We start from the raw sequence: 21209 nt of genomic DNA on the forward strand, positions 1-21209 counted from the left end.
CCGCGTTCGCCGGTCAGCCGTGGCCGCGGACCGCCCGGCTGGTGGCCGCGGCCTCGAGCACGTCGTCGCGGTCGATCGGGAGCGTGCGGCAGCGGCCGTCCTCCACCACGGCTCGCCCGTCGACCAGGACGGTCCGCACGTCGGTCACCCGGCTCTGGCCGACCACGGCCTCGGCCACCGAGTCGTGGGGCCACCAGTGGTCCCCGCCGGTGTCGAGCAGCACCAGGTCGGCCCGCTTGCCCACCTCGATGGAGCCCACCAGGTGGTCCAGGCCGACCGTCCGGGCCCCATCGATGGTGGCCATGGCGAGCACGTCGTCGGTGGTGACCGGGTCCCGTCGGCCGATCGACGCCGCCACCGCGGCGCGGGCCTCGCCGAGGAGGTCGAGCCTGGGGTTGAGCGAGCCGTTGTCGAGGCCGAGCCCGACGGTGGCGCCGGCGCGGCGGAAGGCGGCGACCGGGGTGACGGCGCCTCGCAGGGCCAGGTTGGAGGTGGGGCAGTGGGCGACGGCCACGCCGGCGCCGGCGAGCTCGTCGACGTCGTGCTGGTCCACCGCCGTGCAGTGCGCCGCGAGCAGGCGGGGGCCGAGGATGCCGGCCGCGGCCAGGTCCGCCGGGCCGAAGGCCGCCCGGCTCTCGGGCGAGGCGCAGAGGTGCAGGGGGAGCGGCACGCCGAGCTCGCCGGCCAGGGCCAGCGCATCGCGGAGCGCACCGGGGGTGCACAGCTCGCCCAGCTCGGGCGATGGCCCCACCCGGATGCGGCCCTGCTCGGACCGGTGGTGGCGGGCGGCGAGGGTGACCACCTGGTCGAGCGCGACCGCGGCGGGCGCGAGCACCCGGCCGATGGGGAAGCCGGGCCGGGCGTGCCAGGCATCGGGCGCGTGCTCGGCGAACATCCGGGCGAACAGCACGCGGGCCCCGGACCGGCGGTGCGCCTCGAGCGAGGCCTCGGCGGCCGCCAGCGCCCGGCCGGCGTCGGTGCCGTGGTCGATGCCCCAGCAGTCGACGAGCGTGGTGACGCCGCCCGAGAGCGAGGCGGCGACGGCGACCGACGTGGCCAGCCCCAGCTGCTCGGGGGTCAGCGCCGCCACCCCTGCGTACTGGGTGTCGAGCAGCCAGCCCAGGAACGTGCCGGGGACGGCGGCGCCTCGCAGCAGCGAGTCGACCGTGTGCTGGTGGGCGCTCACCAGGCCGGGCAGCAGGACCCCGGCGTGGCGAACCGGCTCCTCGACCGAGTGGAGCGGCGGCGGGCCCGACCCCACCGCCGTGATCTCGGCGCCGGTGACCCGCACCCACCCCGGCGCCAGCACCCGCCGGAGCGGGTCCATGCACACGACGGCGTCGGCCGTGATCAGCACGACGGGCCGCCCCGCCGTGGGCTCACCGAGCGTTGGGGTCGGCGGCGAAGCGGGTCAGGACGACCTGCTCGATCGCGGCGATCACCTGGTACAGCAGCACGGCGCCGAACGTGATGATGGCCACCGCCGTCCACATCTGGTCGTAGTCGCTGGCGAAGTTGGCCTGCAGCATCAGGTAGCCGAGGCCCTTGCCGGTGGCCAGGTACTCGGCCAGGTAGGCCCCGATGACCGCCAGCGGTGCCGCCACCCGGATCGACGCGAACAGCGCCGGCAGGGAGTACGGCAGCTGCACCCGCACCAGGGTTCGGCCCTTGCTCGCCCCGTAGGCGGTCATGAGGTCGACCGACGACGCCGGCACCGAGCGCAGCGCGAGGGCCACGTTCACCAGCGTCGGGAAGAAGGTGACGATGCCCGAGATGACGGTGACGCCCAGGAGCCCCCGGTCGAAGATCAGGATGATCAGCGGGGTCATGGCCACGAGCGGCACCGACCGCAGCGCCATGGCCACCGGCATCGAGCCCTGCTCGAACACCGGGTAGCGGTTGAAGAGCAGGGCCACGACCAGGCCGGCGATGGTGCCCACCAGGAGCCCCAGCCCGGCGTCGCGCACGGTGGTCATGGTGGCGTCCCACAGGATGGTCCGCTCGGCGGTGTGGCCCGATGCCGTCAGGTAGTGCCACACCTGCATCGGCGTCCGGCGGTTGAACGCCGTGAGGTCGGCCTTGGTGATCAGGAACTGCCACACCGCGCAGATGGACACCACGCCGATGACGGCGTTGAGCCCGACCTGCAGGAGGCGGCTGGCGGCGCTGCCGCGGAAGCCGCCGCCACCGGCGGTCTGGACGATGGCGGGAGGGGTCACGGTGGTCATCGGCCGACCTTCGGGGCCCACGGCGTGAGCAGCTTGGCGACCAGGGCGGTGACGCCGTAGGCCGCGGCGGACAGGAGGGTGATGGTGAGGGCGATGCCCCACGTGCGCTCGATCAGCAGCGCCTGCTGGGAGTTGACCATGGCCACGCCGAGGCCGTTCTCCGAGCCGAGCCACTCGCCGATGATCGTGCCGAGCATGGCGGCGGGGGCCGCGATGCGCAGCCCGGCGAAGAGCGACGGGAGGCAGCTGCGCAGGCGGACCTTCATCAGCTGGGTCCAGGTCCCGCCGCCGTAGGCCCGGACGAGGTCGAGGCTGGATCGGTCCACCGACTTGAGCCCGACGTGCATGCCCACGAGGGTGGTGAAGAAGCAGGACAGGGCGGCCAGCACGATCTTGGGCTGGTCCCCGGTGGGCAGGGCCAGGATGAGCACGCCGCCGATGGCGACGGTGGGGAGGCAGTAGCTGGCCACCGCCACCTGCATCAGGATCCGTTCGACGAACGGGACCTGGATGAACGCGATGGCCGTCACGATGGCGGCGACGTTGCCGTAGAACCAGCCCTTGGCCGCCACCTTGAGCGTCACCTGGATGTTGGCCCAGTAGAACTCCCAGCCGTCCTCCTTCATGGTCGACAGGATGTGGGTGGGCGGCGGGACGGTCCTCGACTTCGAGAAGATCGTCAGCCCGACGACCTGCCAGACCACCAGCAGCACGGCGATGCCGACCAGGCTGGGGATCCATGCCTTGCGGAACCGGAAGACCTCGCCGAACCACGACCGCTGCTCGTCGGCCACCGGGTCGCCGGTCGGCGCCCCCGGGGACGACGGCGACGGCGCCCTGAGGTCGATGGTGGTCATCCGTGCTCCTCGTCGGCCCCGGTGCCGAACAGCAGCGACGAGAGGTGGTCCTCGATCTCGTGGAACTTCGGGGTGCGCATCATCTCCGGGGTGCGGGGACGGGGCAGGTCGATGTCGACGGTGGCCACGATGCGCCCGGGACGGGCGCTCATCACCGCCACGGTGTCGGAGAGGAACACCGCCTCGGCGATGGAGTGGGTCACGAGGAGGGTGGTGGTGGACCGCTCGGTCCAGATGCGCAGCAGCTCGAGGTTCAGCCGCTGGCGAGTCATCTCGTCCAGGGCGCCGAAGGGCTCGTCGAGCAGCAGGATCTTCGGCTCCACCACCAGGGCCCGGGCGATGGCCACGCGCTGGCGCATGCCGCCGGAGAGCTGCGCCGGGCGGGCGTCCTCGAAGCCGGTGAGGCCCACCAGCTCGATGAGGTCGGTGATGGTCTGCTCGGGGGCCTTGATGCCGGCCACCTCGAGCGGGAGCTTGATGTTGGCCTTGACGGACCGCCACGGCAGCAGCGCGGCGTCCTGGAAGGCGATGCCCAGGTGGTGCTTCTTGCGCACCAGCGCCGGGGTCTCGCCGTGGACGACCGCCGAGCCCGAGGTGGGCTGGTCGAGGTCGGCGAGGATCCGCAGGATCGTCGACTTGCCGCAGCCCGACGGGCCGAGCAGCGAGACGAACGCCCCTTCGCGGGTGGTGAGGTTCACGTGGTCGAGGGCGGTCACGGTGGACCGCTTGATGCGGAACTGCTTGGTGAGGTCGTGGAGCAGGATGCCCGTGGCGGCGGCCACCCCCGCAGGGGTGGCCGCCGGGTCGACCGGTTCCATGGTGATCTCCTCGGCCTCCGAGGCCAGGGTCGGGTCGGCGTCCACGGTGCTCATCAGCCCTTGAGCTCCGGGTTCTCCTTGTAGATCTCCTCCAGCAGCGAGGTGTCGATCAGCTGATCGGCCTTGATCTCGATGCCGCCGGCCTTCAGGGAGCTCAGGGTCTCCTTGATCAGCTCGTCGGAGATGGTCAGGAGCCCGTTGGCCTTGGTGTCGTCGGTGCCGATCAGGGCGTTCTGGGCCTTCGACTCCAGGACCTGCTCCTTCTCGTCGAGGCCCAGGTCCCTGCCGTACTTGGTGGCGGCCAGCTTGGCGCCGAGCGCCGGGTCGGCGATGGCGTCGGTCCAGCCCTTGATGTCGCCGATGAGGGCGGCCTTGATCTTGTCGCGGTCCTTGTCGAGGGAGGACTTCTTCACCATGATCGACTCGGAGAAGTACGGGTAGCCGTGGTCGTTGAGCAGGAACGTGACGGTGTCGAAGCCCTGCACCTTGAGCGAGTTCGGCTCGTTGGTGACGAACGAGAACCAGCCGTCGACGGTGCCGGTGGTCAGCGGCAGCGGGTCGAACTGGACCGGGACCTTGGTGATCTTGCTGGCGTCCAGGCCGGCGGCCTTGATGAAGCCGGCCCAGACCGACTCGTTGGTGGCCTGCACGCCGATCTTCTTGCCGTACATGTCCTCCGGCGTGTTGATCGGGGTGTCGGCCATGCTCATCACGCAGAAGGGGTTCTTCTGGTACTGGGCGCCGACGATGATCAGGTCGGCGCCCTTGAGGATGGCGGAGCCGGTGATGTCAGGCGACGACACGCCGATGAGCGCCTTGCCGCCCTGCACGATGTCGTCCTGCTTCACGCCGGCGCCGCCGGACATGAGGTTGACCTTCGAGAAGCCGGCGTCGGTGTAGTAGCCCTTCTCGATGGCGATGTACTCGCCGGCGAACTCGACGTTCTTGATCCAGGACAGCTGGTAGTCGAGGGTGCCGAAGTCGCCGCTGCCGCTGGCGCCATCGGAGCTGGAGCTGTCGCTGTCGCTGCTGCCGCAGGCGGCGAGGAGGGTCCCCCCGCCGGCGGCGAGCACGCCCGCGCCGGCGATGGTGAGGCCGCCACGCCCCAGGAAGGCTCGGCGGTCGTAGGTCTTGCTCATTCGGGTGCTCCTTGGAACGGGTGGGTGACCAGGGTGAGGTGCCGTCGGGTGACGGCTCCTGCACCGGCTTCGGCGGGCCCGGAGGGCGTCGTGGGGGCCGGTGCTGACGCGGTGCCCACCCGGTCGGTCGGGCTGGAAGGCGGCTGGGGGAGGTCCGGTTCCGAGGTCACCAGCGCGAGGCTCCGGCGCGCGCTCCCCGCCGGGTGGGCGGGGTGCAGGAGCTTGGAGATCTCGGGCTGTTGCGTCATGCCTGGCGACAGTAAGACCGAGTTCAACAAGTTGTTGACGAATGCCGTTGCTATCGCGTCAACAGCTTGTAAACGCCCAGGTGGGGTGTTTGACGAGGTCGAACGGCCGACCCGAGGATGCGCCCCATGACCACCCCCGAGGCCCCTCTCGAAGCCCCTGCGGGCCCCCGCGAAGCCGACCTGCTCGTGCGCGGTGCACGGCTCGTGGCCACCGTCGACGACGAGCGCCGCGAGATCCCCGGCGGGTGGGTGGCGATCACCGACGGCCTGGTGAGCGGGGTGGGCCCGGCGGGCTCGGAGCCGCCGGCCCGAGAGGTGCTGAGCGCCGACGGCTGCCTGGTCACGCCGGGGCTCATCAACACCCACCACCACCTGTACCAGAACCTCACCCGGGCCCACGCGCCGGCCAACCAGGACACGCTGTTCGGCTGGCTCACCACGCTGTACCCGCTCTGGAGCGGGCTCGACGAGGAGGCGGCGTACCTCTCGGCCTGGGTGGGCCTGGCCGAGCTGGCCCTCGGCGGCTGCACGACCTCCACCGACCACCTGTACGTCCACCCGAAGGGCGGCGGCGACCTGATCACCGCCGAGATCACCGCCGCCCAGGAGCTGGGCATGCGGTTCCACCCGACGCGCGGCTCCATGAGCCGGTCGAAGAAGGACGGCGGCCTGCCGCCGGACTCGGTGGTGCAGACCGACGACGAGATCCTGGCCGACAGCGAGCGGCTGGTGGCGCGCCACCACGATCCGAGCCACGGTGCGATGGTGCGCATCGCCCTGGCCCCGTGCTCGCCCTTCTCGGTGACGCCGGAGCTCATGGTGGCCACCGCCGAGCTCGCCGAGCGCCTCGACGTGCGGTTGCACACCCACCTGGCCGAGGACCCCGACGAGGACACGTACTCGATGGAGACCTTCGGCATCCGCACCATCGACCACTTCGAGGCCTGTGGCTGGGGCACCGACCGCTCGTGGGTGGCGCACTGCATCTACCCGAACCCCGACGAGATCGCCCGCATGGGCGCGTGGGGCACCGGCGTGGCCCACTGCCCGAGCTCGAACATGATGATCGGCGGCGGGGGCATCGCCCCCGTGGCCGACTTCCGGGCGGCCGGGGTCCCCGTGGGCCTGGGCTGCGACGGCTCGTCGTCGACCGACTCCGCCTCGCTGTGGATGGAGGCCCGCAACGCCATGCTGCTGGGCCGCCTCCGGGGCGGCCCCGAGTCCACCGGCGCACGGGACGCCCTGGAGATCGCCACCCGCGGCTCGGCTGCCTGCCTGGGCCGCGAGGGCGAGCTCGGCCAGCTCGCGGTCGGCGCGGTGGGTGACCTGGTGTGCTGGCCGCTCGAGGGCCTGGCCTTCGCCGGGGCGGTCACCGACCCCATCGCCGCGTGGCTGCGCTGCGGTCCGAACGCGGCCCGCCACACCGTGGTCGCCGGCAAGGCCGTGGTGCGCGACGGCCTGCTGGTGCCGCCCGGCGTCGAGGACGTGCTCGCCCGCCACGAGGTCGCCGCCCGCCGCATCCAGGGCGTCCCCGCCTGACCCGCCCCCCTCCCCCCAGCCCCAGACGCAACTTGTGGGCCCACGCTGCTGCTTTCGGCGCTCTCAGCCCACAAGTTCGGGGGCTGCCCTCGCCCCCAGACGCAACTTGTGGGCCCACGCTGCTGTTTTCGGCGCTCTCAGCCCACAAGTTCGGGGGGAGGAGGGGTCGGTACCGTCCGTCTGGCTGGTCACGGAGGCGTCACCAACCGGGGCGGCCTCCGGAAACATTGGCTGCGTACGTTCAACAACATGTTGAAGCTGCTCCGCGACGTGCTCACCGGTGGCCAGGTGCGACCGATCCCGGCCGGGTCGACCGGCGCCCGGACCGAGCTGGTCTCGGCGCAGGCCCACGTCAGCCAGACCGCCGCCACGTTCGGCCGCTGCCGGTGACGGCCACCCTGCCGAGCCGGCCGACGACCCTGGCGGGGGCGCTCGAGCTGCTCCCCAAGGTCGAGCTGCACTGCCACGTCGAGGGCGCCATCCGGCCGACGACGGTGATGGAGCTGGCCGCCAAGAACGGCATCGCCCTCCCTGCGGACGACCCGACCGAGCTGTACCGCTACGAGTCGCTCAACGGCTTCCTCGAGGTCTTCTTCCTGGTGCAGGGCGTGCTCGCCGACCAGGGCGACTGGGCTCGGATCGCCTACGAGGCAGCCGTGGACGGCGCCGCCCACGGCATGGTCTACCGGGAGTCCTTCTTCACCCCCGCCCGCCTCATGGCCAAGGGCCAGGGCCTGGGCGCCATCATCGCCGGGCTCGACGAGGGCTGCGCGGCCGCCGAGGCCGAGACCGGCGTGGTCGTGAACCTGATCTGCGACTTCGACCGTGAGTTCGGGCCGGAGGTGGCGCTGGCCACCGCCGAGGAGCTGGTGGCGCTGAAGCGGGCCGGCGCGCCGGGCATCGAGCGGGTGTTGGGCGTGGGCTACGACTCCATCGAGATCGGCCAGGAGCCGGGCTGGTACGCCGCGGCGTTCCGCACAGCGGGGGCCGGCGGCCTCCGGCGCACCGCCCACCAGGGCGAGAACTCCGGCCCCGACGCCATCCTGGCCTGCGTCGACCTGCTGGGCGCCGAGCGCATCGACCACGGCATGTCGATCCTGGAGGACCCCGACGTGGTGTCCCGGTTCGTCGACGACCGCATCGCGCTGACCGTCTGCCCGAACTCCAACATCCGCATCGCCAACGCCTTCCCGGAGCTGGCCCAGCACGTGTACCCCGCCATGCGGGAGGCCGGGATCCTCGCCACGCTCAACACCGACGACCCCGCCCTGACCGACCTCGACCTGGGCTACGAGTACGCCTCGGCGGCCGAGGCCTTCGGCTACGGCTGGGACGAGATGGTGGACATCGCCCTCGACGGCGTGGAGGCGTGCTGGTTGGAGGACGCCGACAAGGCCGGCGTGCGGGCCCGCGTGGCCGACGCCCGCGAGGCGCTGCGCCCCGACCTCGGCTAGCTCAGCGGGGTGGGAGGCCGGCGACGGGCGGGAGCTTCGACCAGCAGAAGTTGATCCACGCGTCGGTCTGCTTCCACGAGTAGGTCGGCACGATCACCGAGTGGGGCTTGTGGTACAGCACCGCGGTGCGGGTCTCCTTCACGTGCTGGGCCAGCACCTCGCGCACCAGGCGCAGCGTGTGCCCGGTGTCGGCCACGTCGTCGGCGATCAGCACGTCGAGGTCGGTGATGTCGACCAGGTTGAGGCTGGGAGGGAGCACCACCGGCACGTCCAGGCGGGCGTCGACGCCGGTGTAGAACTCGACGTTGATGGCGCCGCAGTTCTTCACCCCGAGGGCGTAGGCCAGGGCGCCGCCCACGGTCAGCCCACCTCGGGCCACCGCCACCACGATGTCGGGGATCCACCCGTCGGCGGCGATCTGCTCGGCCAGCTCTCGCGTGGCGGTGCCGAACAGCTCCCAGGTGAGCTCTTCGCGGTCCTCGGCGTCGGTCGCGTCGGTGGGGTTGACGTCGGTCATGCCCGCAGCCTGCCACGCGATCCGGAGGCCCCGGCCCCGCTCCGGCCGGCGGCCCGACGCTCAGGCACCGGCGAGCGCCGCCCGCCGCTCGAAGAGCTCCTCGGCCGCCGCCTGGGCCTGCTCCCGGACGGTGGCGACGTCGAACGTCGTCGGTCGACCGCCGGCCACCACCCGCTCACCGTCCACGAAGACGTCGCGGACGTCGTGGCCGTTGGCCGAGAAGACGACGTGGGCGGCGACGTTGAAGTCCCGGCCGTGCAGGACGGGCGTGGTGTGCAGCCCACCCAGGTCGATGGTGATCAGGTCGGCGCGCTTGCCCGGCTCCAGCGAGCCCGACACGTCGCCGAGGCCGGCGGCCCGCGCGCCCTCGATGGTGGCCATGGCCAGGACGTCCCACGGGTCGCCGGTGGTGGGGTCGAGCGTCGTGACCTTCTGCAGGAGCGACGCGAACTTCATCTCCTCGATGAGGTCGAGGTTGTTGTTCTCCTTCTCGCCGTCGCTGCCCAGGCCGACGTGCACGCCCTTCGCCCGCAGGTCGCCGATGCGGGCCGGCCCCGACGACAGCTTCATGTTCGAGCAGGGGCAGTGGGCCACCGAGGTCCCGGTCTGGGCCAGCAGCTCGATCTCGCGGTCGTCGAGCCACACGCAGTGCGCCACCAGCGTCCGGTCGCCCAGGATCCCGCGGTTGTAGAACTCCTCGATCGGTCGCCGGCCGAACTGCTTCAGCGACTCCTGCACCTCCCAGATCGACTCCGACGAGTGGGTGTGGATGCCGGTGTCGAACTCGTCCGCCAGGTCGGCGGCGGCCCGGAACGCCGCGGGGGAGCAGTAGAAGAGGTGCTCGAGCCCCACCCAGGACCGCACCCGGCCGCCGGCGGTGGTGGCGGTGTGCTCGAGCAGGCGGCGGTTGGTCTCGATGGTCTCGAAGTAGTCGTAGCCCTCGAGGTCGGCCACGTACGGCACCAGGGTCGCCCGGATGCCCAGCTCGGTGGCGGCCGTCGCGCTGCCCTCCATGAACCGCCACATGTCCACCACCGACACGGTGCCGGCGAGCAGGCTCTCGGCGTAGCAGTGCAGGGAGGCGGCCTGGGCGATCTCCGGGGTCAGCGCCCTGTGGGCCGGGTCGACGTAGGTCTTGAGCCAGTCCCACAGCGACATCGACTCCGCGGTCCCCCGCAGCAAGCCCGAGTGGAGGTGGCAGTTGTGCAGCCCCGGGAGCACGGCGTGGCCGGTGGCGTCGACGACCTCGGCGCCGGCTGCCCGGGGATCGGCGTCGAGCTCGTCCACCGCGCCCACCGCGAGGATCGAGGTCCCCTCGATCAGCACCGAGCCGGGGTCGAAGGCGGTCGTGCCGCCGGTCATGGGGAGGACGATGCCGTTGCGGACGAGGGTGGCCATCCCCCGAACCTCGCCCGCCTTCAACAGATCGTCAACCCTACGGAGCCCTTGTTCACGGCGCCTTCACGCAGGGCGCCCGGCGCGCGATCAACAGATCGTCAACCTGTTCACCTTGCCGTCACCGGGGGCGGTGCAGCGCGGCCTAGCGTTGCGCCCGTGCCGGCCCGCCACCCCCTCCTCGCCTCCGTCCAGCCGGTCGCCGACGCTCTCGGAGCCACCGTGGTGGGCAAGTCCCGCCTGCGCTCCGACGACATCCCGCTCGAGTGGGAGGGCGTGGTGGTGGGCGGCCTCCGCCTGCCCGACCAGGGCCCCGGGCTGCCCCAGCTGCTCGCCGCCGTGGAGGCCGAGCTGGGCGGCCCGCTCAGCGGCATGAGCCGCGAGCAGAAGCAGGTCGCGGTGGCCAAGCTCAACGAGCGCGGGGCCTTCCGCTACCGCAAGGCCGTCGAGGACATCGCCGACGCCCTCGGCGTCTCCCGCTTCACCGTCTACAACTACCTGAACGCCCGGGGCTAGCGCCCCGGCTCTCCGTCCTGGGCCGCACGGGCCCGTCGCCTTCGGCGAAGGCGGACGCCCGTGTCCGGCGGCCGAGCACGCTGGGCGGGGTGCGCGACCGGCGGCCTCGACCCGGCGGGATGGGTCGAGGCCGCCGGTGCGGTCGCCACCGGCCGTGCGGCCGACCGGGGCGAGGACGGGGTGGCGTGCGCTACCAGTCGATGTCGTCGGGCATCTCGCCCCAGGTCTTGCCGGTGCCGGCGTAGGTGGGCAGCTCGGGGGTGGGGATCCAGGTGCCGGCCCGGACGCAGCCGACGGGCTGGAGGGCGGCGGGGGACTGGACCACCTCGACGCCGTCGGACACCGGGAAGGGGCCGTCGGTGCGCAGCCGCAGGACCGACACCTCGGCGTCGCGCCCGACCTCGAGCGCGCCCAGCTCGTGGGAGCGGCCGATGGCCCGGGCGCTGTTGCTGGTGCCCATGGCGATGACGTGGTGGAGGTCCAGGTCGAGCGCCAGCATCTTGGTGAGGGTCTCGGCCAGGGAGAAGACCGGACCGTTGATGTTGAACACGTTGAGGTCCGTCGACGCCGTGTCGGGCAGGTAGCCCTGGCCCACGAGGCGGCGGGCGTCCTTGAAGCGGAAGTCGGTGCCGGAGTGGCCGATGTCGAGCACCACCCCGCGGTCGACGGCGTCGCGGAACTCCGGGAGGGCCTTGCCGTCGGGCCCGCACATCCCACCGGCGCCACGGAAGGCGTGGGTGATGATGTCGCCGCCACGGAGCTGGCGGAGCAGGGCGGTCGGGGTGATCACCGGCGTGAACGGGAACCGCCCGAGGTGGACCATGACCGGCATGTCGCCGACGGCGCGCTGGGCGGCTTCGAGGAAGGGCGAGAACTCCGGGTCGCCCACGTGGCAGGCCCGGGCCTTGGCACCGATCACCACGTCCTTGTTGCGCTCGATCGACTCGGCGAGCGAGTCGAAGTCCAGGTTCCGGAGGTCGTTGGCGATCTCCAGCTTGTGGCAGATGAAGTCCTTGGTGGCCAGGTAGAGCTGGTTGGGGTCGATGAACGACAGCACCCGGGTCTTGGTGTCGGGGTGGTCGATGATCGCCCGGCGGCTGATGTCGAAGGTGGCCACGCCGCTCGTGCCGCCGTCCACCAGCACGGGCACGCCCATGCCGACGCCCACCGAGTCGGGCTCCACGCAGAAGTCGCCGAGGCCGGCCATCACGTGGACGTGGATGTCGATGAGGCCGGGCGTCACCAGGAGGCCCGTGCAGTCGACGACCTCCACCCCGGGCTCGGCCAGGACCGTCGGGTCCAACGTCCCGATGGCGGCCACCTTCCCGTCGCGGATCACCACATCGGTGGTCGTGTCGGTCTCCGAGGCCGGGTCGATGACCCGACCGCCCTGCAGCACCAGCGTCGTCATGGCGCCATGGTGGGCGCGAACCGGGTGCGGGTCCAGTGCATCCTTCTTGTGGGATCATGCAGGTCATCTATGGATGAGCTCAGCGGTGACCTGACCCTCCGGCAGCTGGAGTACCTCGTGGCCGTGGTCGACCTCGGGTCGGTGAGCCGGGCCGCCGCCCTCCTCCACGTCACCCAGCCCACCGTCTCGCACCAGCTGGCGCTGTTGGAGCGACGGGTGGGGGTGGCGCTGCTCGACCGGGTCGGCCGGGGGGTGCGGGCCACCCCGGCCGGCCGGGCGCTCGCCGGGACCGGGCGCGAGGTGCTCGAGGTCGGCCGCCGCGGGCTGGAGGTCGCCCGAGCCGCCGGCGCCTCGCAGGAGGTGCTCACCATCGGCGTGGTGTCGTCGCTGGCCGCCACCATCCTTCCGCCGGCGTTGGCGGCCTGGCACGCCGAGGAGCCGGACGTCGCGGTGCGGTTGCGCGAACACCTGCGCCGGGACGAGCTGGTCGAGGCGCTCCAGCGCAGCGAGGGCGAGGTGGGCATCGCCGCCCCGCCCACCGGCTGGCCCGGCGAGGTCGTCCCCCTGGGGTGGGAGCGCTACGTGCTCGTGCTGCCGCCGGGCTCGCCGCTGCTCGGTCGCAAGCGCCCGGTGGGACTCGCCGCGCTGGCGGAGGTCGACTGGGTCCTCTTCGACGCCGACCACGGGCTGCACGACCTGGTGCAGCGGGCCTGCGCCGAGGCGGGGTTCTCACCCCGCCCGGCGGTCCGCACCCGCCAGATCGACACCGCGGTCCGCCTCGCCGCGTCGGGCCTGGGCCCGGCGCTGGTGCCGGCCATCTCCGTGCCGGCGGAGCACGCTTCGCTGGTCGCCCCGTTCCGTCCCGCGCTGCGCCGGCCGGTCGCCGCCTTCGGGCCCGGCCTGGCCCGCCCGGCGGTGCGCCGCTTCCTGGCCCACCTCACCCCGGAGCGCACCGGCCTCGAGCCGCCGTAGGGGTCAGGCCGAGAAGCCCGAGCCGCCCTCGGGGAGGTCCGGCACGGGGTCGACGTCGAGCCCACCGGGGAGGTGGCTGGTGTCGTTGAACCGTCGGACCACCCAGCGGCCGTCCGTGGCGACGAGGTGGGTGATGCCTGCGTTGTCTCCGCCGACGAACGCGAACGGCCGGCTCCCGGTGGCCTGGCGCAGGACCTCTCCGATGACCCCGCCGTGGGTGAACACCGCCACCCGCTCGCCGGGGTGGGCGGCCACGATCCGGCCCAGCCCCGCCGCCACCCGAGCCGCGTAGGCGTCCTGCGGCTCGGCGCCCGGGATGGCGTCCCACCGCTCCTCGGCGAACATCCGGGCCACGATCGGGTCGCCCTCGGCCACCTTCACCCGGAACTGGCCGCCTTCCCAGTCTCCCAGGTGCACCTCGCGGAGGTCGGCCTCCACCCGTGGCACCAGGCCGGTCCGCTCGGCGAGGGGCGCGGCGGTCTCGGCGGTGCGGCGCAGCGTCGTGACGTAGATCGCGTCGATGCCCTGGTCGGCGAGGCGGGCCCCGACCCGCTCGGCCTGCTCCCGCCCCTCGGGGGCGAGGGCCGGGTCGCCGTGGCCGCCCACCAGCGGGAACGGCCGCCCCGGCACGGCCGGCTCCGATGCGCCGTGGCGGACGACGAGCAGCTCGGTGGCCCCGGCGGGCGCCTGGTAGCGGTGCTGGCGGTAGGAGGCTCGGGTCATCGGGCGACCGTACCGCTGCCGAGGGGCCTGCGGTCGGGGCCGGGACCGGCGGCGTGGGCCCGGGCGGGTGGGCGCGCGTCGCACGGGCCCGTCTGCTGGGTACGTTCGCCGCATGACGACGAACGGCAAGCTCGACGGCACGGTGGCCCTGGTGACGGGGGCGAGCAGCGGCATCGGCGCGGCGACGGCCCACGCCCTCGCCGCCGAGGGCGCCACGGTGGTGGCGGCGGCGCGGCGCAAGGACCGGCTCGACGAGCTGGTGGCGGCGATCGGCGAGGAGGGCGGGTCCGCGGTCGCGGTCGAGGCCGACGTCACCAGCGGCGACGCCGCCAAGGCGCTGGTCGACGGGACCGCGGCCGACCACGGTCGCCTCGACGTCGTCGTGAACAACGCCGGGGTGATGCTCAACGGCCCGATCGAAGGGGCGCCGCTCGACGAGTGGGAGCGCATGGTCGACCTCAACGTGAAGGGCCTGCTCTACGTGGCCCACGCCGCGCTGCCCCACCTGCTGCGGGCGGCCGCGGGCGACCCCCGCGGCGTGGCCGACCTCGTCAACATCTCCTCGGTTGCCGGTCGGGTCGCCCGCAACGGCTCGGGCGTCTACAACCTCACCAAGCACGGGGTGGGGGCGTTCAGCGAGTCGCTGCGCCAGGAGGTCACCGAGCGCCACGTGCGGGTCGCCCTCATCGAGCCGGGGGCGGTGGCCACCGAGCTGGCCACCCACATGCGCCAGGAGATCCAGGACGGCTTCGCCAAGCGGTTCGCCGGCAAGGAGATCCTCGAGGCCACCGACATCGCCGAGACGATCGCGTTCGTGGTCACCCGCCCCCGGCGCATGGCCGTGAACGAGGTGCTGATCCGGCCCACGCAGCAGCAGGCCTGAGCCGGGCCGGCGCCCACCGCCCCACCGGTACCCTGTCTCGATGCCGCTGGTCGTCGAGTTCACGGTCGAGCCGTTCGTCGAGGGCTCGCCGGGCCCACACGTGCGGGCCGCGGTCGACGCCGCCGAGGCATCGGGCCTCCGGGTCGAGCTCGGCCCCTTCGGCACCTCGGTGTCCGGCGACGACGACGCCGAGGTCCTCGCCACGGTCGACCGGGTGGTCCGCGCCGCGGTGGGCGCCGGGGCCACCCGCGTCCTGGTCCAGGTCGAGCGCCCGTAGACCGGGCCCGGAGCCGGCCCGCTCCCGGCTCGGCGGCCGGGGCGCGCCAGACTGGCCCGGTGTCCGCCTCGCCCAAGGCCCTGCTCGCCGCCGCCTTCGTGGCCCTGGCGTTGATCGTGGGCCTCGGCTTCCACCTCCTCGCCCCGGACGACGACGGCGCCCCGCCGGTGGACGCCACGGCCCGTGCCGCGGCGCTCCGTGCCGAGGCGTCGCGCGACCGTGCGGTCGACCGGATCCTCGGCGCTGCGCCGGTCATCGGCGATGCCCTCGGCTCCGGGGCCCGGGTGGTCGAGCGCACGGCGTGGTTCCGTGACGGCAAGGGCGCCCCGATCGGCGAGGTGGTGCTGGTCACCTTCCCCGACCCGATCGACCTGCCGGCGTCCTACCGGAAGCCGGTCGACGACGGTGCGGCCTCGGGCGGAGCGTTCGGGTCCGGTGGCCGCATCGCCACCGAGCCGATCCCGGCGAGCGAGCGCGAGGGCGTCGGGCAGCTGGTCGCGCTGGTCGACGTCGAGCGCGGCACCGTGCACGCCGTCAGCCGGATCGGTGCGGCAGCGGCCACCACCACCACCGGTGCTGCGGCCACCTCCACCACCGGCGGTTGAGCCCGACGGTCCCGGCGTCCGGGGACCGAGGGGGCGACGACGGAGAAATAGAGAGCACTGCTCTTGCTTTCTGGCGCAGAGAGGTGCAGGCTGGGACCAACAACGAGAGCAGTGCTCTCCGAACGAGGAGCCCACCGATGACCGCAGCCACCCGCACCCCCACCGCCGCCCAGGCCCACTACCTCGAGCCCGGCTGGTTCACCCGCAACGTCTTCAACCGCCTCGTGCGCCGATCCACCCGGATGGGGCTCAGCCTGATGGGCTCCCGTGAGCTCCGGGTCCGGGGCCGCAAGAGCGGGGAGTGGCGTTCGACGCCGGTCAACCTCCTGGTGGTCGACGGCCAGCGCTACCTGGTGGCGCCGAGGGGCGAGGCCCAGTGGGTCCGCAACATCCGGGTGGCCGGCGGCGGCGAGCTCCGCGTCGGCCGTCGGGTGGAGCCGTTCACGGTGGTCGAGGTGGCCGACGGCGACAAGGCGCCCATCCTGCGGCCGTACCTGAAGCAGTGGAAGTGGGAGATCGGCGCCTTCTTCGACGGGGTCGACGCCTCGGCCTCCGACGACGAGCTGACCGCCATCGCCCCCCGCCACCCGATCTTCCTCCTGGCCGACGCCGCCTGACGGGCGGCTGTCCCGCTTCGGCACACTCCCGGCGAAGCCGCCGGGGGCCGTGGGTAGGGTGACCGGCGCCACTTCGCGGCCTCGGCCGCGGCCCGCACCACCAGCGAAGGACGCAGCATGAGCGACCCGATCGAGCCCGGCGCCACCATCGAGGACTACCTGCTCGAGGACCGCACCTTCCCGCCGTCGGAGGCGTTCAAGCGCCAGGCCCTGGTGGCCGGCACCCAGTTCTACGACGAAGCGAACCAGGACTACGAGGGGTTCTGGGCCCGCCAGGCGGCCGACCTGGTCGACTGGTCGAAGGACTGGGACACCATCCTCGACTGGCAGCTGCCCTTCGCCAAGTGGTTCGTCGGCGGCCAGCTCAACGTTTCGCAGAACTGCCTCGACCGCCACGTCGACGCCGGCCACGGCGACCGCGTGGCCTTCCACTGGGAGGGCGAGCCGGGCGACACCCGCACCATCACCTACGCCGACCTCCTCGCCGAGGTCGAGCGCTTCGCCAACGCCCTCAAGGGACTGGGCGTGCAGAAGGGCGACCGCGTCGCCATCTACCTCCCGATGGTCCCCGAGGCCGTCGTGGCCATGCTCGCCTGCACGCGCGTGGGCGCCGCCCACTCGGTGGTCTTCGGAGGCTTCTCGGCCGACTCGCTCGCCGACCGCATCCGCGACGCCGAGTGCAAGGTCCTCGTCACCGCCGACGGCGGCTGGCGCCGAGGCAAGCCCGGGCTGCTCAAGCCCACCGCCGACGTCGCGGTCGCCGACTGCCCGTCGATCGAGCACGTGGTGGTGGTCGACCGCATCGCCTCGTCCGGCGGCGAGGCGGAGGTCACCATGACCGAGGGCCGGGACCACTGGTACCACGACCTGGTGGCCGCAGCCGACGAGCGCTGCGCCCCGGAGCCGATGGACAGCGAGGACCTGCTGTTCCTGCTCTACACCTCCGGGACCACCGGCAAGCCCAAGGGCATCATGCACACCACCGGCGGCTACCTCACCCAGGCCGCCTTCACCCACAAGTACGTGTTCGACCTGCACGCGGACACCGACGTCTACTGGTGCACGGCCGACGTCGGCTGGGTCACCGGCCACAGCTACATCGTCTACGGGCCCCTGGCCAACGGCGCCACCTCGGTCATGTACGAGGGCACGCCGGACACGCCGGGCAAGGACCGCTTCTGGGAGCTGGTCGAGAAGTACCGGGTGTCGCTGCTCTACACCGCCCCCACCGCCATCCGCACCTTCATGAAGTGGGGCGACGACGAGCCGGCCAAGCACGACCTCGGCTCGCTGCGCGTGCTCGGCTCGGTGGGCGAGCCCATCAACCCCGAGGCCTGGGTCTGGTACGCCCACCACATCGGCGGCGACCGCTGCCCGATCGTCGACACCTGGTGGCAGACCGAGACCGGCGCCATCATGATCTCGCCGCTTCCCGGCGCCACCACCACCAAGCCGGGCTCGGCCACCTTCGCCCTGCCCGGCATCGGCGCCGAGGTGGTCGACGAGGAGGGCAAGCCGGTCGCCAAGGGCGGCGGCTACCTCACCCTCACCCAGCCGTGGCCCTCCATGCTGCGTGGCATCTGGGGCGACCCCGAGCGGTACCAGGACACCTACTGGTCCCGCTACGAGGGCCGGTACTTCGCCGGCGACGGTGCCAAGGTCGACGAGGACGGCTACCTCTGGGTGCTGGGCCGGGTCGACGACGTCATGAACGTGTCGGGCCACCGCATCTCCACCACCGAGGTCGAGAGCGCGCTGGTCGACAACCCCAAGGTGGCCGAGGCCGCCGTGGTGGGGGCCAAGGACGACACCACCGGCCAGGCCATCGTGGCCTTCGTGACGCTGCGCGGCTCCACCACCGCCAGCGAGGAGGTCGGCGAGGAGCTGCGCCAGCACGTGGCCAAGAAGATCGGCGCCATCAGCCGACCCAAGCTCATCATCTTCACCGACGACCTCCCCAAGACCCGGTCCGGCAAGATCATGCGGCGGTTGCTGCGCGACGTCGCCGAGGGCCGCGAGCTCGGGGACACCACGACGCTCGCCGACCCGGGCGTCGTCGAGGAGATCCGCAACCGCGCCAACGAGTCCCCCAAGGACGAGTGACCGGCCCGGCGGGGTTGGTCCGGGCGCTCGGCCACGCCACCCTGGTCGGGTGACCGCCACGCCCGACGCCGTCCCCGCCCCCGCCGACGCGGCGGTGGGTCCTGCGCCGGCTGAGGCGAACACCGTGGCCGGGGGCGGGATCAGCAGGCGGCTCACCCTGGTGCTCGCCGCCGCCGGGGGGGCTCACCGCGGCCAACCTGTACTACGCCCAACCGCTGCTGCACACGATCGGCGCCGAGTTCGGGACCTCCGACGGCACCACCGGGCTGCTCGTCACCGCCTCGCAGGTGGGCTATGCCCTCGGTCTGGCCTTCGTCGTCCCCATCGGCGACTTCGTCGACCGCCGCCGCCTGACCACGGTGCTGCTCGGCCTGGTGACCGTGGTGATGGCCGGCGCGGCCATCGCCCCGGGCCTCTGGGTCATGGTCGGCCTGGTGGGCCTCGCCGGCCTGGGCTCGGTCACCGCCCAGGTCCTGGTGCCGCTGGCGGCCGGCCTGGCCACCGACGGCGACCGCGGCCGTGTGGTGAGCACGGTCATGACCGGCCTGCTGCTGGGGATCCTCCTGGCCCGCACGGTCTCGGGCTTGGTGGCGGGGCTGGCCGGCTGGCGGGTGATGTTCGCCATCGCCGCGGCGGTGGCCGTGGCCCTGGCCACGGTGCTGCGCCGTGAGCTGCCGAGCGACCCCCGCGCGCGTCGGTGGGCTACGGCTCGCTGCTGGCATCGGTGCTCCAGCTCCTGCGGGACCAGCGCGAGCTGCGGCGCTCGGCGCTGCTCGGCGCCCTGGGCTTCGCCACCTTCTCGGTCTTCTGGACCACGATCGCCTTCCACCTGGCGGACCCGCCCTTCGACTACGGCGACGGCGCCATCGGCCTGCTCGGCCTGGCCGGGGCAGCGGGCGCGCTGTGCGCGCTGGCCGCCGGCCGGTTGGCCGACCGTGGCCTGGCCAAGCCGTCCCGCGTCCTGGCTGCAGGCGCGGTGGCGGGCTCCTTCGCCGTCCTGTGGGCCGGTCGCGCCTCGATCGTCGTGATCGTCCTCGGCGTCCTGCTGCTCGACGTCGGCGTCCAGGGCATCCAGGTCCTCAACCAGACCGTGATCTACGAGCTGGCTCCCGAGGCCCGCAGCCGCATCAACTCCGCCTACATGACCTGCTACTTCGCCGGCGGCGCGATCGGCTCGGCCGTCGGCGCCGCCGCCTACGACCAGGGCGGCTGGGCCCGGGTCTGCCAGCTCGGAGCCCTGCTCGGTGCGCTGGCGGTCGCCACCGCCCTCCCGGGCGCCCGCCGCGCCCAGGCTGCCGACGTCTCATCCGCCTGACCGGCGAGGCGGGGTCGAGGGCTACCGGGCGGCGTTCTTCACGAAGTGCTCGCCAGGCGCCTCGTGCAGGGGAGCGCCCGAGTAGAAGCCGCCCCGCAGGTGGCGGCGGATCGCGCCGTCGGCGGTGGCGCGAGCGGCGGAGTGCCAGAGGTAGGCGTCGTGGAAGAGCAGGTCACCACGCTCGGCGTAGGCCGCGACCTCGCCGCGCACCTTCTCGAAGCGCAGCGGCATCGGGAACGGCGCCGGTTCGCTCGAGTAGCCCGCCACGGGCACGGAGCCGTCCGGGACGACGGCGCCGTTCACGTTCTCGAAGGGGGCCGGCGTGGCCCAGCGGTGGCTGCCGGGCACCACGCGCAGGAACCCGTTGTCGGGGCTGGTGGCGTCGAAGTGGAGCGTGAAGGCCACCGAGGGCCAGATATCGAGGTGGGGCGCGCTCTGCCAGTCGGCGTGCCAGCCGATGCGGGTGTAGCTGGACTCCCGGCCGGGCCGGGCGTCCTGGTAGACGACGCCGAAGCCCGACTCCTCGCGCAGCCAGTGCGGACCGATCCACCGCTGGACCGCAGCGGTGATCGTCGGGTGCAGCACCGCGGCGCGCAGGCCGGCGTCGAGCGGGGTCACGTCCACCACGTAGTTGGCGAACTCCTGGGTGCGCCCGCCGTCCTCGTCGTCCACCAGGGTCGTGGTGCCGTGGCGCTCGTCGAGCTCACCGGCCAGCAGCTGCTCCTGCAGGCGGGTGCAGCTCGCCTCCAGCGCCGCGAGCTCCGGCTCGTCCCAGAGGCCGCGCAGGATGGCGAAGCCCTCTCGGAGGTAGAAGTCGCGGAGCTCGTCGAGCTGGTGGGGGGCGAACACCCCGACCTCGGCGCCGATCGTCGACGGGGGCAGCAGGGTGGTCATCGCTTCTCGCAGCGAGGTGGGGCCGGGCACATCCCGGACCGCTCGCTGCGCACGGTACGACGCCTTGACGATCTGTTGAACCGTTCCGACCTCCCGTTCACCGAGTCGCAACACCAGCCGCAAGGTCCGCGTCAGGTCCGGCGGGAGCCGGGCCGCCGGCCCCGTCGGTAGGCTCGCCGTCGCCATGGACGACGCCCCCCGCCCCCTCCGGACGCCGGGGAACTGGCTGTGGCGAGACGGCCCGGTGCACGGCGAGGCCGTGATCTTCGACCTCGACGGCGTGCTGTCGGACGCCGCCGGTCGCCAGCACCTCCTGGAGCACGCCCGCCGGAACTGGCGCGCCTTCTTCGAGGCGGTCGGCGAGGACCCGGTGATCGAGGAGGTCGGCACCCTGCTGCACGCCCTGGACGAGCGCTACGCCATCGTGCTGCTGACCGCCCGGCCGCTCCACGTGCAACCGCACACGGTGGGCTGGCTGGACCGCAACGAGCTGCGGTGGGACCTGCTCGTGATGCGCGACGTCGGCGACTACGACATGGCCTTCGACTTCAAGGGCCGCACCATCGGCGAGCTGCGGGCCGCCCGCATCGAGCCGGTCCTGGCGTTCGAGGACGACCAGCGCAACATCGCCGTGCTCCGCCACCTCGGCGTGCCGTGCGTGTACATCCACTCCGGCTACTACGACTGAGGCCCGCCGC

Annotated in this window: 23 protein-coding genes and 1 pseudogene; 13 read left to right on the forward strand and 11 right to left on the reverse strand. The window is 72.9% G+C overall.

Translation table 11 applies throughout. The annotated features are described in order from the left end of the window. Positions 1 to 13: 13 nt before the first annotated feature. From KSP35_RS17910 to KSP35_RS17935, 6 genes are read right to left on the reverse strand one after another with little or no spacing between them, the layout of a single operon-like run. Positions 14 to 1357 carry an amidohydrolase family protein gene (locus KSP35_RS17910; protein ID WP_216997153.1) on the reverse strand — a complete coding sequence of 448 codons (1344 nt, stop codon included), beginning with the start codon at positions 1355 to 1357 and terminating at the stop codon, positions 14 to 16. Positions 1358 to 1379: 22 nt separating this feature from the next. Further along, positions 1380 to 2228, reverse strand: coding sequence for an ABC transporter permease (locus KSP35_RS17915; protein WP_216997154.1), 849 nt, complete (start codon positions 2226 to 2228; stop codon positions 1380 to 1382). Beyond that, positions 2225 to 3085 (reverse strand): ABC transporter permease, encoded by an 861-nt coding sequence (locus KSP35_RS17920; protein ID WP_216997155.1) that lies wholly within the window; start codon positions 3083 to 3085, stop codon positions 2225 to 2227. The genes KSP35_RS17915 and KSP35_RS17920 overlap by 4 nt, the downstream gene beginning before the upstream one ends. Then, a complete protein-coding gene (locus tag KSP35_RS17925; protein WP_216997156.1) occupies positions 3082 to 3957 on the reverse strand; it encodes an ABC transporter ATP-binding protein in 876 nt (291 codons plus the stop codon). The genes KSP35_RS17920 and KSP35_RS17925 overlap by 4 nt, the downstream gene beginning before the upstream one ends. Then, a complete protein-coding gene (locus tag KSP35_RS17930; protein WP_216997157.1) occupies positions 3957 to 5042 on the reverse strand; it encodes an ABC transporter substrate-binding protein in 1086 nt (361 codons plus the stop codon). The genes KSP35_RS17925 and KSP35_RS17930 overlap by 1 nt, the downstream gene beginning before the upstream one ends. Further along, positions 5039 to 5290, reverse strand: a complete 252-nt coding sequence (locus tag KSP35_RS17935) for a hypothetical protein (protein WP_216997158.1) — start codon at positions 5288 to 5290, stop codon at positions 5039 to 5041. The genes KSP35_RS17930 and KSP35_RS17935 overlap by 4 nt, the downstream gene beginning before the upstream one ends. A 126-nt stretch (positions 5291 to 5416) precedes the next feature. On the opposite strand from KSP35_RS17935, the gene KSP35_RS17940 reads away from it, so the two are divergent. From KSP35_RS17940 to add, 3 genes are all read left to right on the forward strand, one after another. After that, positions 5417 to 6829, forward strand: coding sequence for an 8-oxoguanine deaminase (locus KSP35_RS17940; protein ID WP_216997159.1), 1413 nt, complete (start codon positions 5417 to 5419; stop codon positions 6827 to 6829). Positions 6830 to 7078: 249 nt separating this feature from the next. Further along, positions 7079 to 7219 (forward strand): hypothetical protein, encoded by a 141-nt coding sequence (locus tag KSP35_RS17945; protein ID WP_216997160.1) that lies wholly within the window; start codon positions 7079 to 7081, stop codon positions 7217 to 7219. Beyond that, the gene (add, locus tag KSP35_RS17950) at positions 7216 to 8283 is read left to right on the forward strand and encodes an adenosine deaminase (RefSeq protein WP_216997161.1); all 1068 of its coding nucleotides are present in this window, start codon (positions 7216 to 7218) and stop codon (positions 8281 to 8283) included. Before KSP35_RS17945 ends, add begins: the two co-directional genes overlap by 4 nt. A gap of 1 nt (position 8284) precedes the next feature. Here add and KSP35_RS17955 read toward each other — a convergent pair whose 3' ends face one another. Beyond that, positions 8285 to 8800, reverse strand: a complete 516-nt coding sequence (locus KSP35_RS17955; protein WP_216997162.1) for a phosphoribosyltransferase — start codon at positions 8798 to 8800, stop codon at positions 8285 to 8287. A 60-nt stretch (positions 8801 to 8860) separates the two neighbouring features. Next, complete coding sequence (locus tag KSP35_RS17960; protein WP_216997163.1) at positions 8861 to 10198, reverse strand: amidohydrolase family protein; 1338 nt, start codon at positions 10196 to 10198, stop codon at positions 8861 to 8863. A gap of 156 nt (positions 10199 to 10354) precedes the next feature. Between KSP35_RS17960 and KSP35_RS17965 the strand changes: the two genes are divergently transcribed. Then, positions 10355 to 10711, forward strand: a complete 357-nt coding sequence (locus tag KSP35_RS17965) for a helix-turn-helix domain-containing protein (protein ID WP_216997164.1) — start codon at positions 10355 to 10357, stop codon at positions 10709 to 10711. Between the two features lie 190 nt (positions 10712 to 10901). Here KSP35_RS17965 and KSP35_RS17970 read toward each other — a convergent pair whose 3' ends face one another. After that, complete coding sequence (locus KSP35_RS17970; RefSeq protein WP_216997165.1) at positions 10902 to 12122, reverse strand: amidohydrolase/deacetylase family metallohydrolase; 1221 nt, start codon at positions 12120 to 12122, stop codon at positions 10902 to 10904. A gap of 69 nt (positions 12123 to 12191) precedes the next feature. On the opposite strand from KSP35_RS17970, the gene KSP35_RS17975 reads away from it, so the two are divergent. Next, positions 12192 to 13094, forward strand: coding sequence for a LysR family transcriptional regulator (locus KSP35_RS17975; RefSeq protein WP_216997166.1), 903 nt, complete (start codon positions 12192 to 12194; stop codon positions 13092 to 13094). A 3-nt stretch (positions 13095 to 13097) separates the two neighbouring features. On the opposite strand, the gene KSP35_RS17980 is transcribed toward KSP35_RS17975, so the two are convergent. After that, the gene (locus tag KSP35_RS17980; RefSeq protein WP_216997167.1) at positions 13098 to 13817 is read right to left on the reverse strand and encodes a histidine phosphatase family protein; all 720 of its coding nucleotides are present in this window, start codon (positions 13815 to 13817) and stop codon (positions 13098 to 13100) included. Between the two features lie 112 nt (positions 13818 to 13929). Between KSP35_RS17980 and KSP35_RS17985 the strand changes: the two genes are divergently transcribed. The 7 genes and pseudogenes from KSP35_RS17985 (at position 13930) to KSP35_RS18015 (ending at position 19617) form a co-directional block, all read left to right on the forward strand. Further along, entirely contained in the window at positions 13930 to 14700 is a 771-nt protein-coding gene (locus tag KSP35_RS17985; RefSeq protein WP_216997168.1) for an SDR family NAD(P)-dependent oxidoreductase, read from the forward strand. Between the two features lie 40 nt (positions 14701 to 14740). Beyond that, positions 14741 to 14977, forward strand: coding sequence for a thiamine-binding protein (locus tag KSP35_RS17990; RefSeq protein WP_216997169.1), 237 nt, complete (start codon positions 14741 to 14743; stop codon positions 14975 to 14977). A gap of 59 nt (positions 14978 to 15036) precedes the next feature. Then, positions 15037 to 15582, forward strand: a complete 546-nt coding sequence (locus KSP35_RS17995; RefSeq protein WP_216997170.1) for a hypothetical protein — start codon at positions 15037 to 15039, stop codon at positions 15580 to 15582. A 137-nt stretch (positions 15583 to 15719) separates the two neighbouring features. Continuing rightward, positions 15720 to 16199 (forward strand): nitroreductase family deazaflavin-dependent oxidoreductase, encoded by a 480-nt coding sequence (locus tag KSP35_RS18000; RefSeq protein WP_216997171.1) that lies wholly within the window; start codon positions 15720 to 15722, stop codon positions 16197 to 16199. 117 nt (positions 16200 to 16316) lie between these two features. Beyond that, positions 16317 to 18302, forward strand: a complete 1986-nt coding sequence (gene acs, locus KSP35_RS18005; RefSeq protein ID WP_216997172.1) for an acetate--CoA ligase — start codon at positions 16317 to 16319, stop codon at positions 18300 to 18302. Between the two features lie 227 nt (positions 18303 to 18529). Continuing rightward, a pseudogene (locus KSP35_RS26120) lies at positions 18530 to 18931 on the forward strand (MFS transporter); the annotation flags it as partial. A 95-nt stretch (positions 18932 to 19026) separates the two neighbouring features. Further along, positions 19027 to 19617: an MFS transporter gene (locus KSP35_RS18015; RefSeq protein WP_216997173.1), complete on the forward strand. Its 591-nt coding sequence runs from the start codon at positions 19027 to 19029 to the stop codon at positions 19615 to 19617. A gap of 21 nt (positions 19618 to 19638) precedes the next feature. Here KSP35_RS18015 and KSP35_RS18020 read toward each other — a convergent pair whose 3' ends face one another. Further along, the gene (locus KSP35_RS18020) at positions 19639 to 20511 is read right to left on the reverse strand and encodes a phytanoyl-CoA dioxygenase family protein (RefSeq protein WP_216997174.1); all 873 of its coding nucleotides are present in this window, start codon (positions 20509 to 20511) and stop codon (positions 19639 to 19641) included. A 184-nt stretch (positions 20512 to 20695) separates the two neighbouring features. On the opposite strand from KSP35_RS18020, the gene KSP35_RS18025 reads away from it, so the two are divergent. Beyond that, positions 20696 to 21199, forward strand: a complete 504-nt coding sequence (locus KSP35_RS18025) for a hypothetical protein (protein ID WP_216997175.1) — start codon at positions 20696 to 20698, stop codon at positions 21197 to 21199. Positions 21200 to 21209 lie beyond the last annotated feature (10 nt).

Source organism: Aquihabitans sp. G128 (assembly GCF_019048865.1).
Classification (GTDB): domain Bacteria; phylum Actinomycetota; class Acidimicrobiia; order Acidimicrobiales; family Iamiaceae; genus Aquihabitans.

Coding starts and splice junctions, on each gene's coding strand:
- KSP35_RS17925 (WP_216997156.1), bottom strand. CDS start 3,957: ATGAGCACCGTGGACGCCGACCCGACCCTGGCCTCGGAGGCCGAGGAG.
- KSP35_RS17930 (WP_216997157.1), bottom strand. CDS start 5,042: ATGAGCAAGACCTACGACCGCCGAGCCTTCCTGGGGCGTGGCGGCCTC.
- KSP35_RS17990 (WP_216997169.1), top strand. CDS start 14,741: ATGCCGCTGGTCGTCGAGTTCACGGTCGAGCCGTTCGTCGAGGGCTCG.
- KSP35_RS17955 (WP_216997162.1), bottom strand. CDS start 8,800: ATGACCGACGTCAACCCCACCGACGCGACCGACGCCGAGGACCGCGAA.
- KSP35_RS17935 (WP_216997158.1), bottom strand. CDS start 5,290: ATGACGCAACAGCCCGAGATCTCCAAGCTCCTGCACCCCGCCCACCCG.
- KSP35_RS17985 (WP_216997168.1), top strand. CDS start 13,930: ATGACGACGAACGGCAAGCTCGACGGCACGGTGGCCCTGGTGACGGGG.
- KSP35_RS18025 (WP_216997175.1), top strand. CDS start 20,696: ATGGACGACGCCCCCCGCCCCCTCCGGACGCCGGGGAACTGGCTGTGG.
- KSP35_RS17975 (WP_216997166.1), top strand. CDS start 12,192: ATGGATGAGCTCAGCGGTGACCTGACCCTCCGGCAGCTGGAGTACCTC.
- KSP35_RS17970 (WP_216997165.1), bottom strand. CDS start 12,122: ATGACGACGCTGGTGCTGCAGGGCGGTCGGGTCATCGACCCGGCCTCG.
- KSP35_RS17920 (WP_216997155.1), bottom strand. CDS start 3,085: ATGACCACCATCGACCTCAGGGCGCCGTCGCCGTCGTCCCCGGGGGCG.
- KSP35_RS17960 (WP_216997163.1), bottom strand. CDS start 10,198: ATGGCCACCCTCGTCCGCAACGGCATCGTCCTCCCCATGACCGGCGGC.
- KSP35_RS18020 (WP_216997174.1), bottom strand. CDS start 20,511: ATGACCACCCTGCTGCCCCCGTCGACGATCGGCGCCGAGGTCGGGGTG.
- KSP35_RS17915 (WP_216997154.1), bottom strand. CDS start 2,228: ATGACCACCGTGACCCCTCCCGCCATCGTCCAGACCGCCGGTGGCGGC.
- KSP35_RS17945 (WP_216997160.1), top strand. CDS start 7,079: ATGTTGAAGCTGCTCCGCGACGTGCTCACCGGTGGCCAGGTGCGACCG.
- KSP35_RS17940 (WP_216997159.1), top strand. CDS start 5,417: ATGACCACCCCCGAGGCCCCTCTCGAAGCCCCTGCGGGCCCCCGCGAA.
- KSP35_RS18000 (WP_216997171.1), top strand. CDS start 15,720: ATGACCGCAGCCACCCGCACCCCCACCGCCGCCCAGGCCCACTACCTC.
- KSP35_RS17980 (WP_216997167.1), bottom strand. CDS start 13,817: ATGACCCGAGCCTCCTACCGCCAGCACCGCTACCAGGCGCCCGCCGGG.
- acs (WP_216997172.1), top strand. CDS start 16,317: ATGAGCGACCCGATCGAGCCCGGCGCCACCATCGAGGACTACCTGCTC.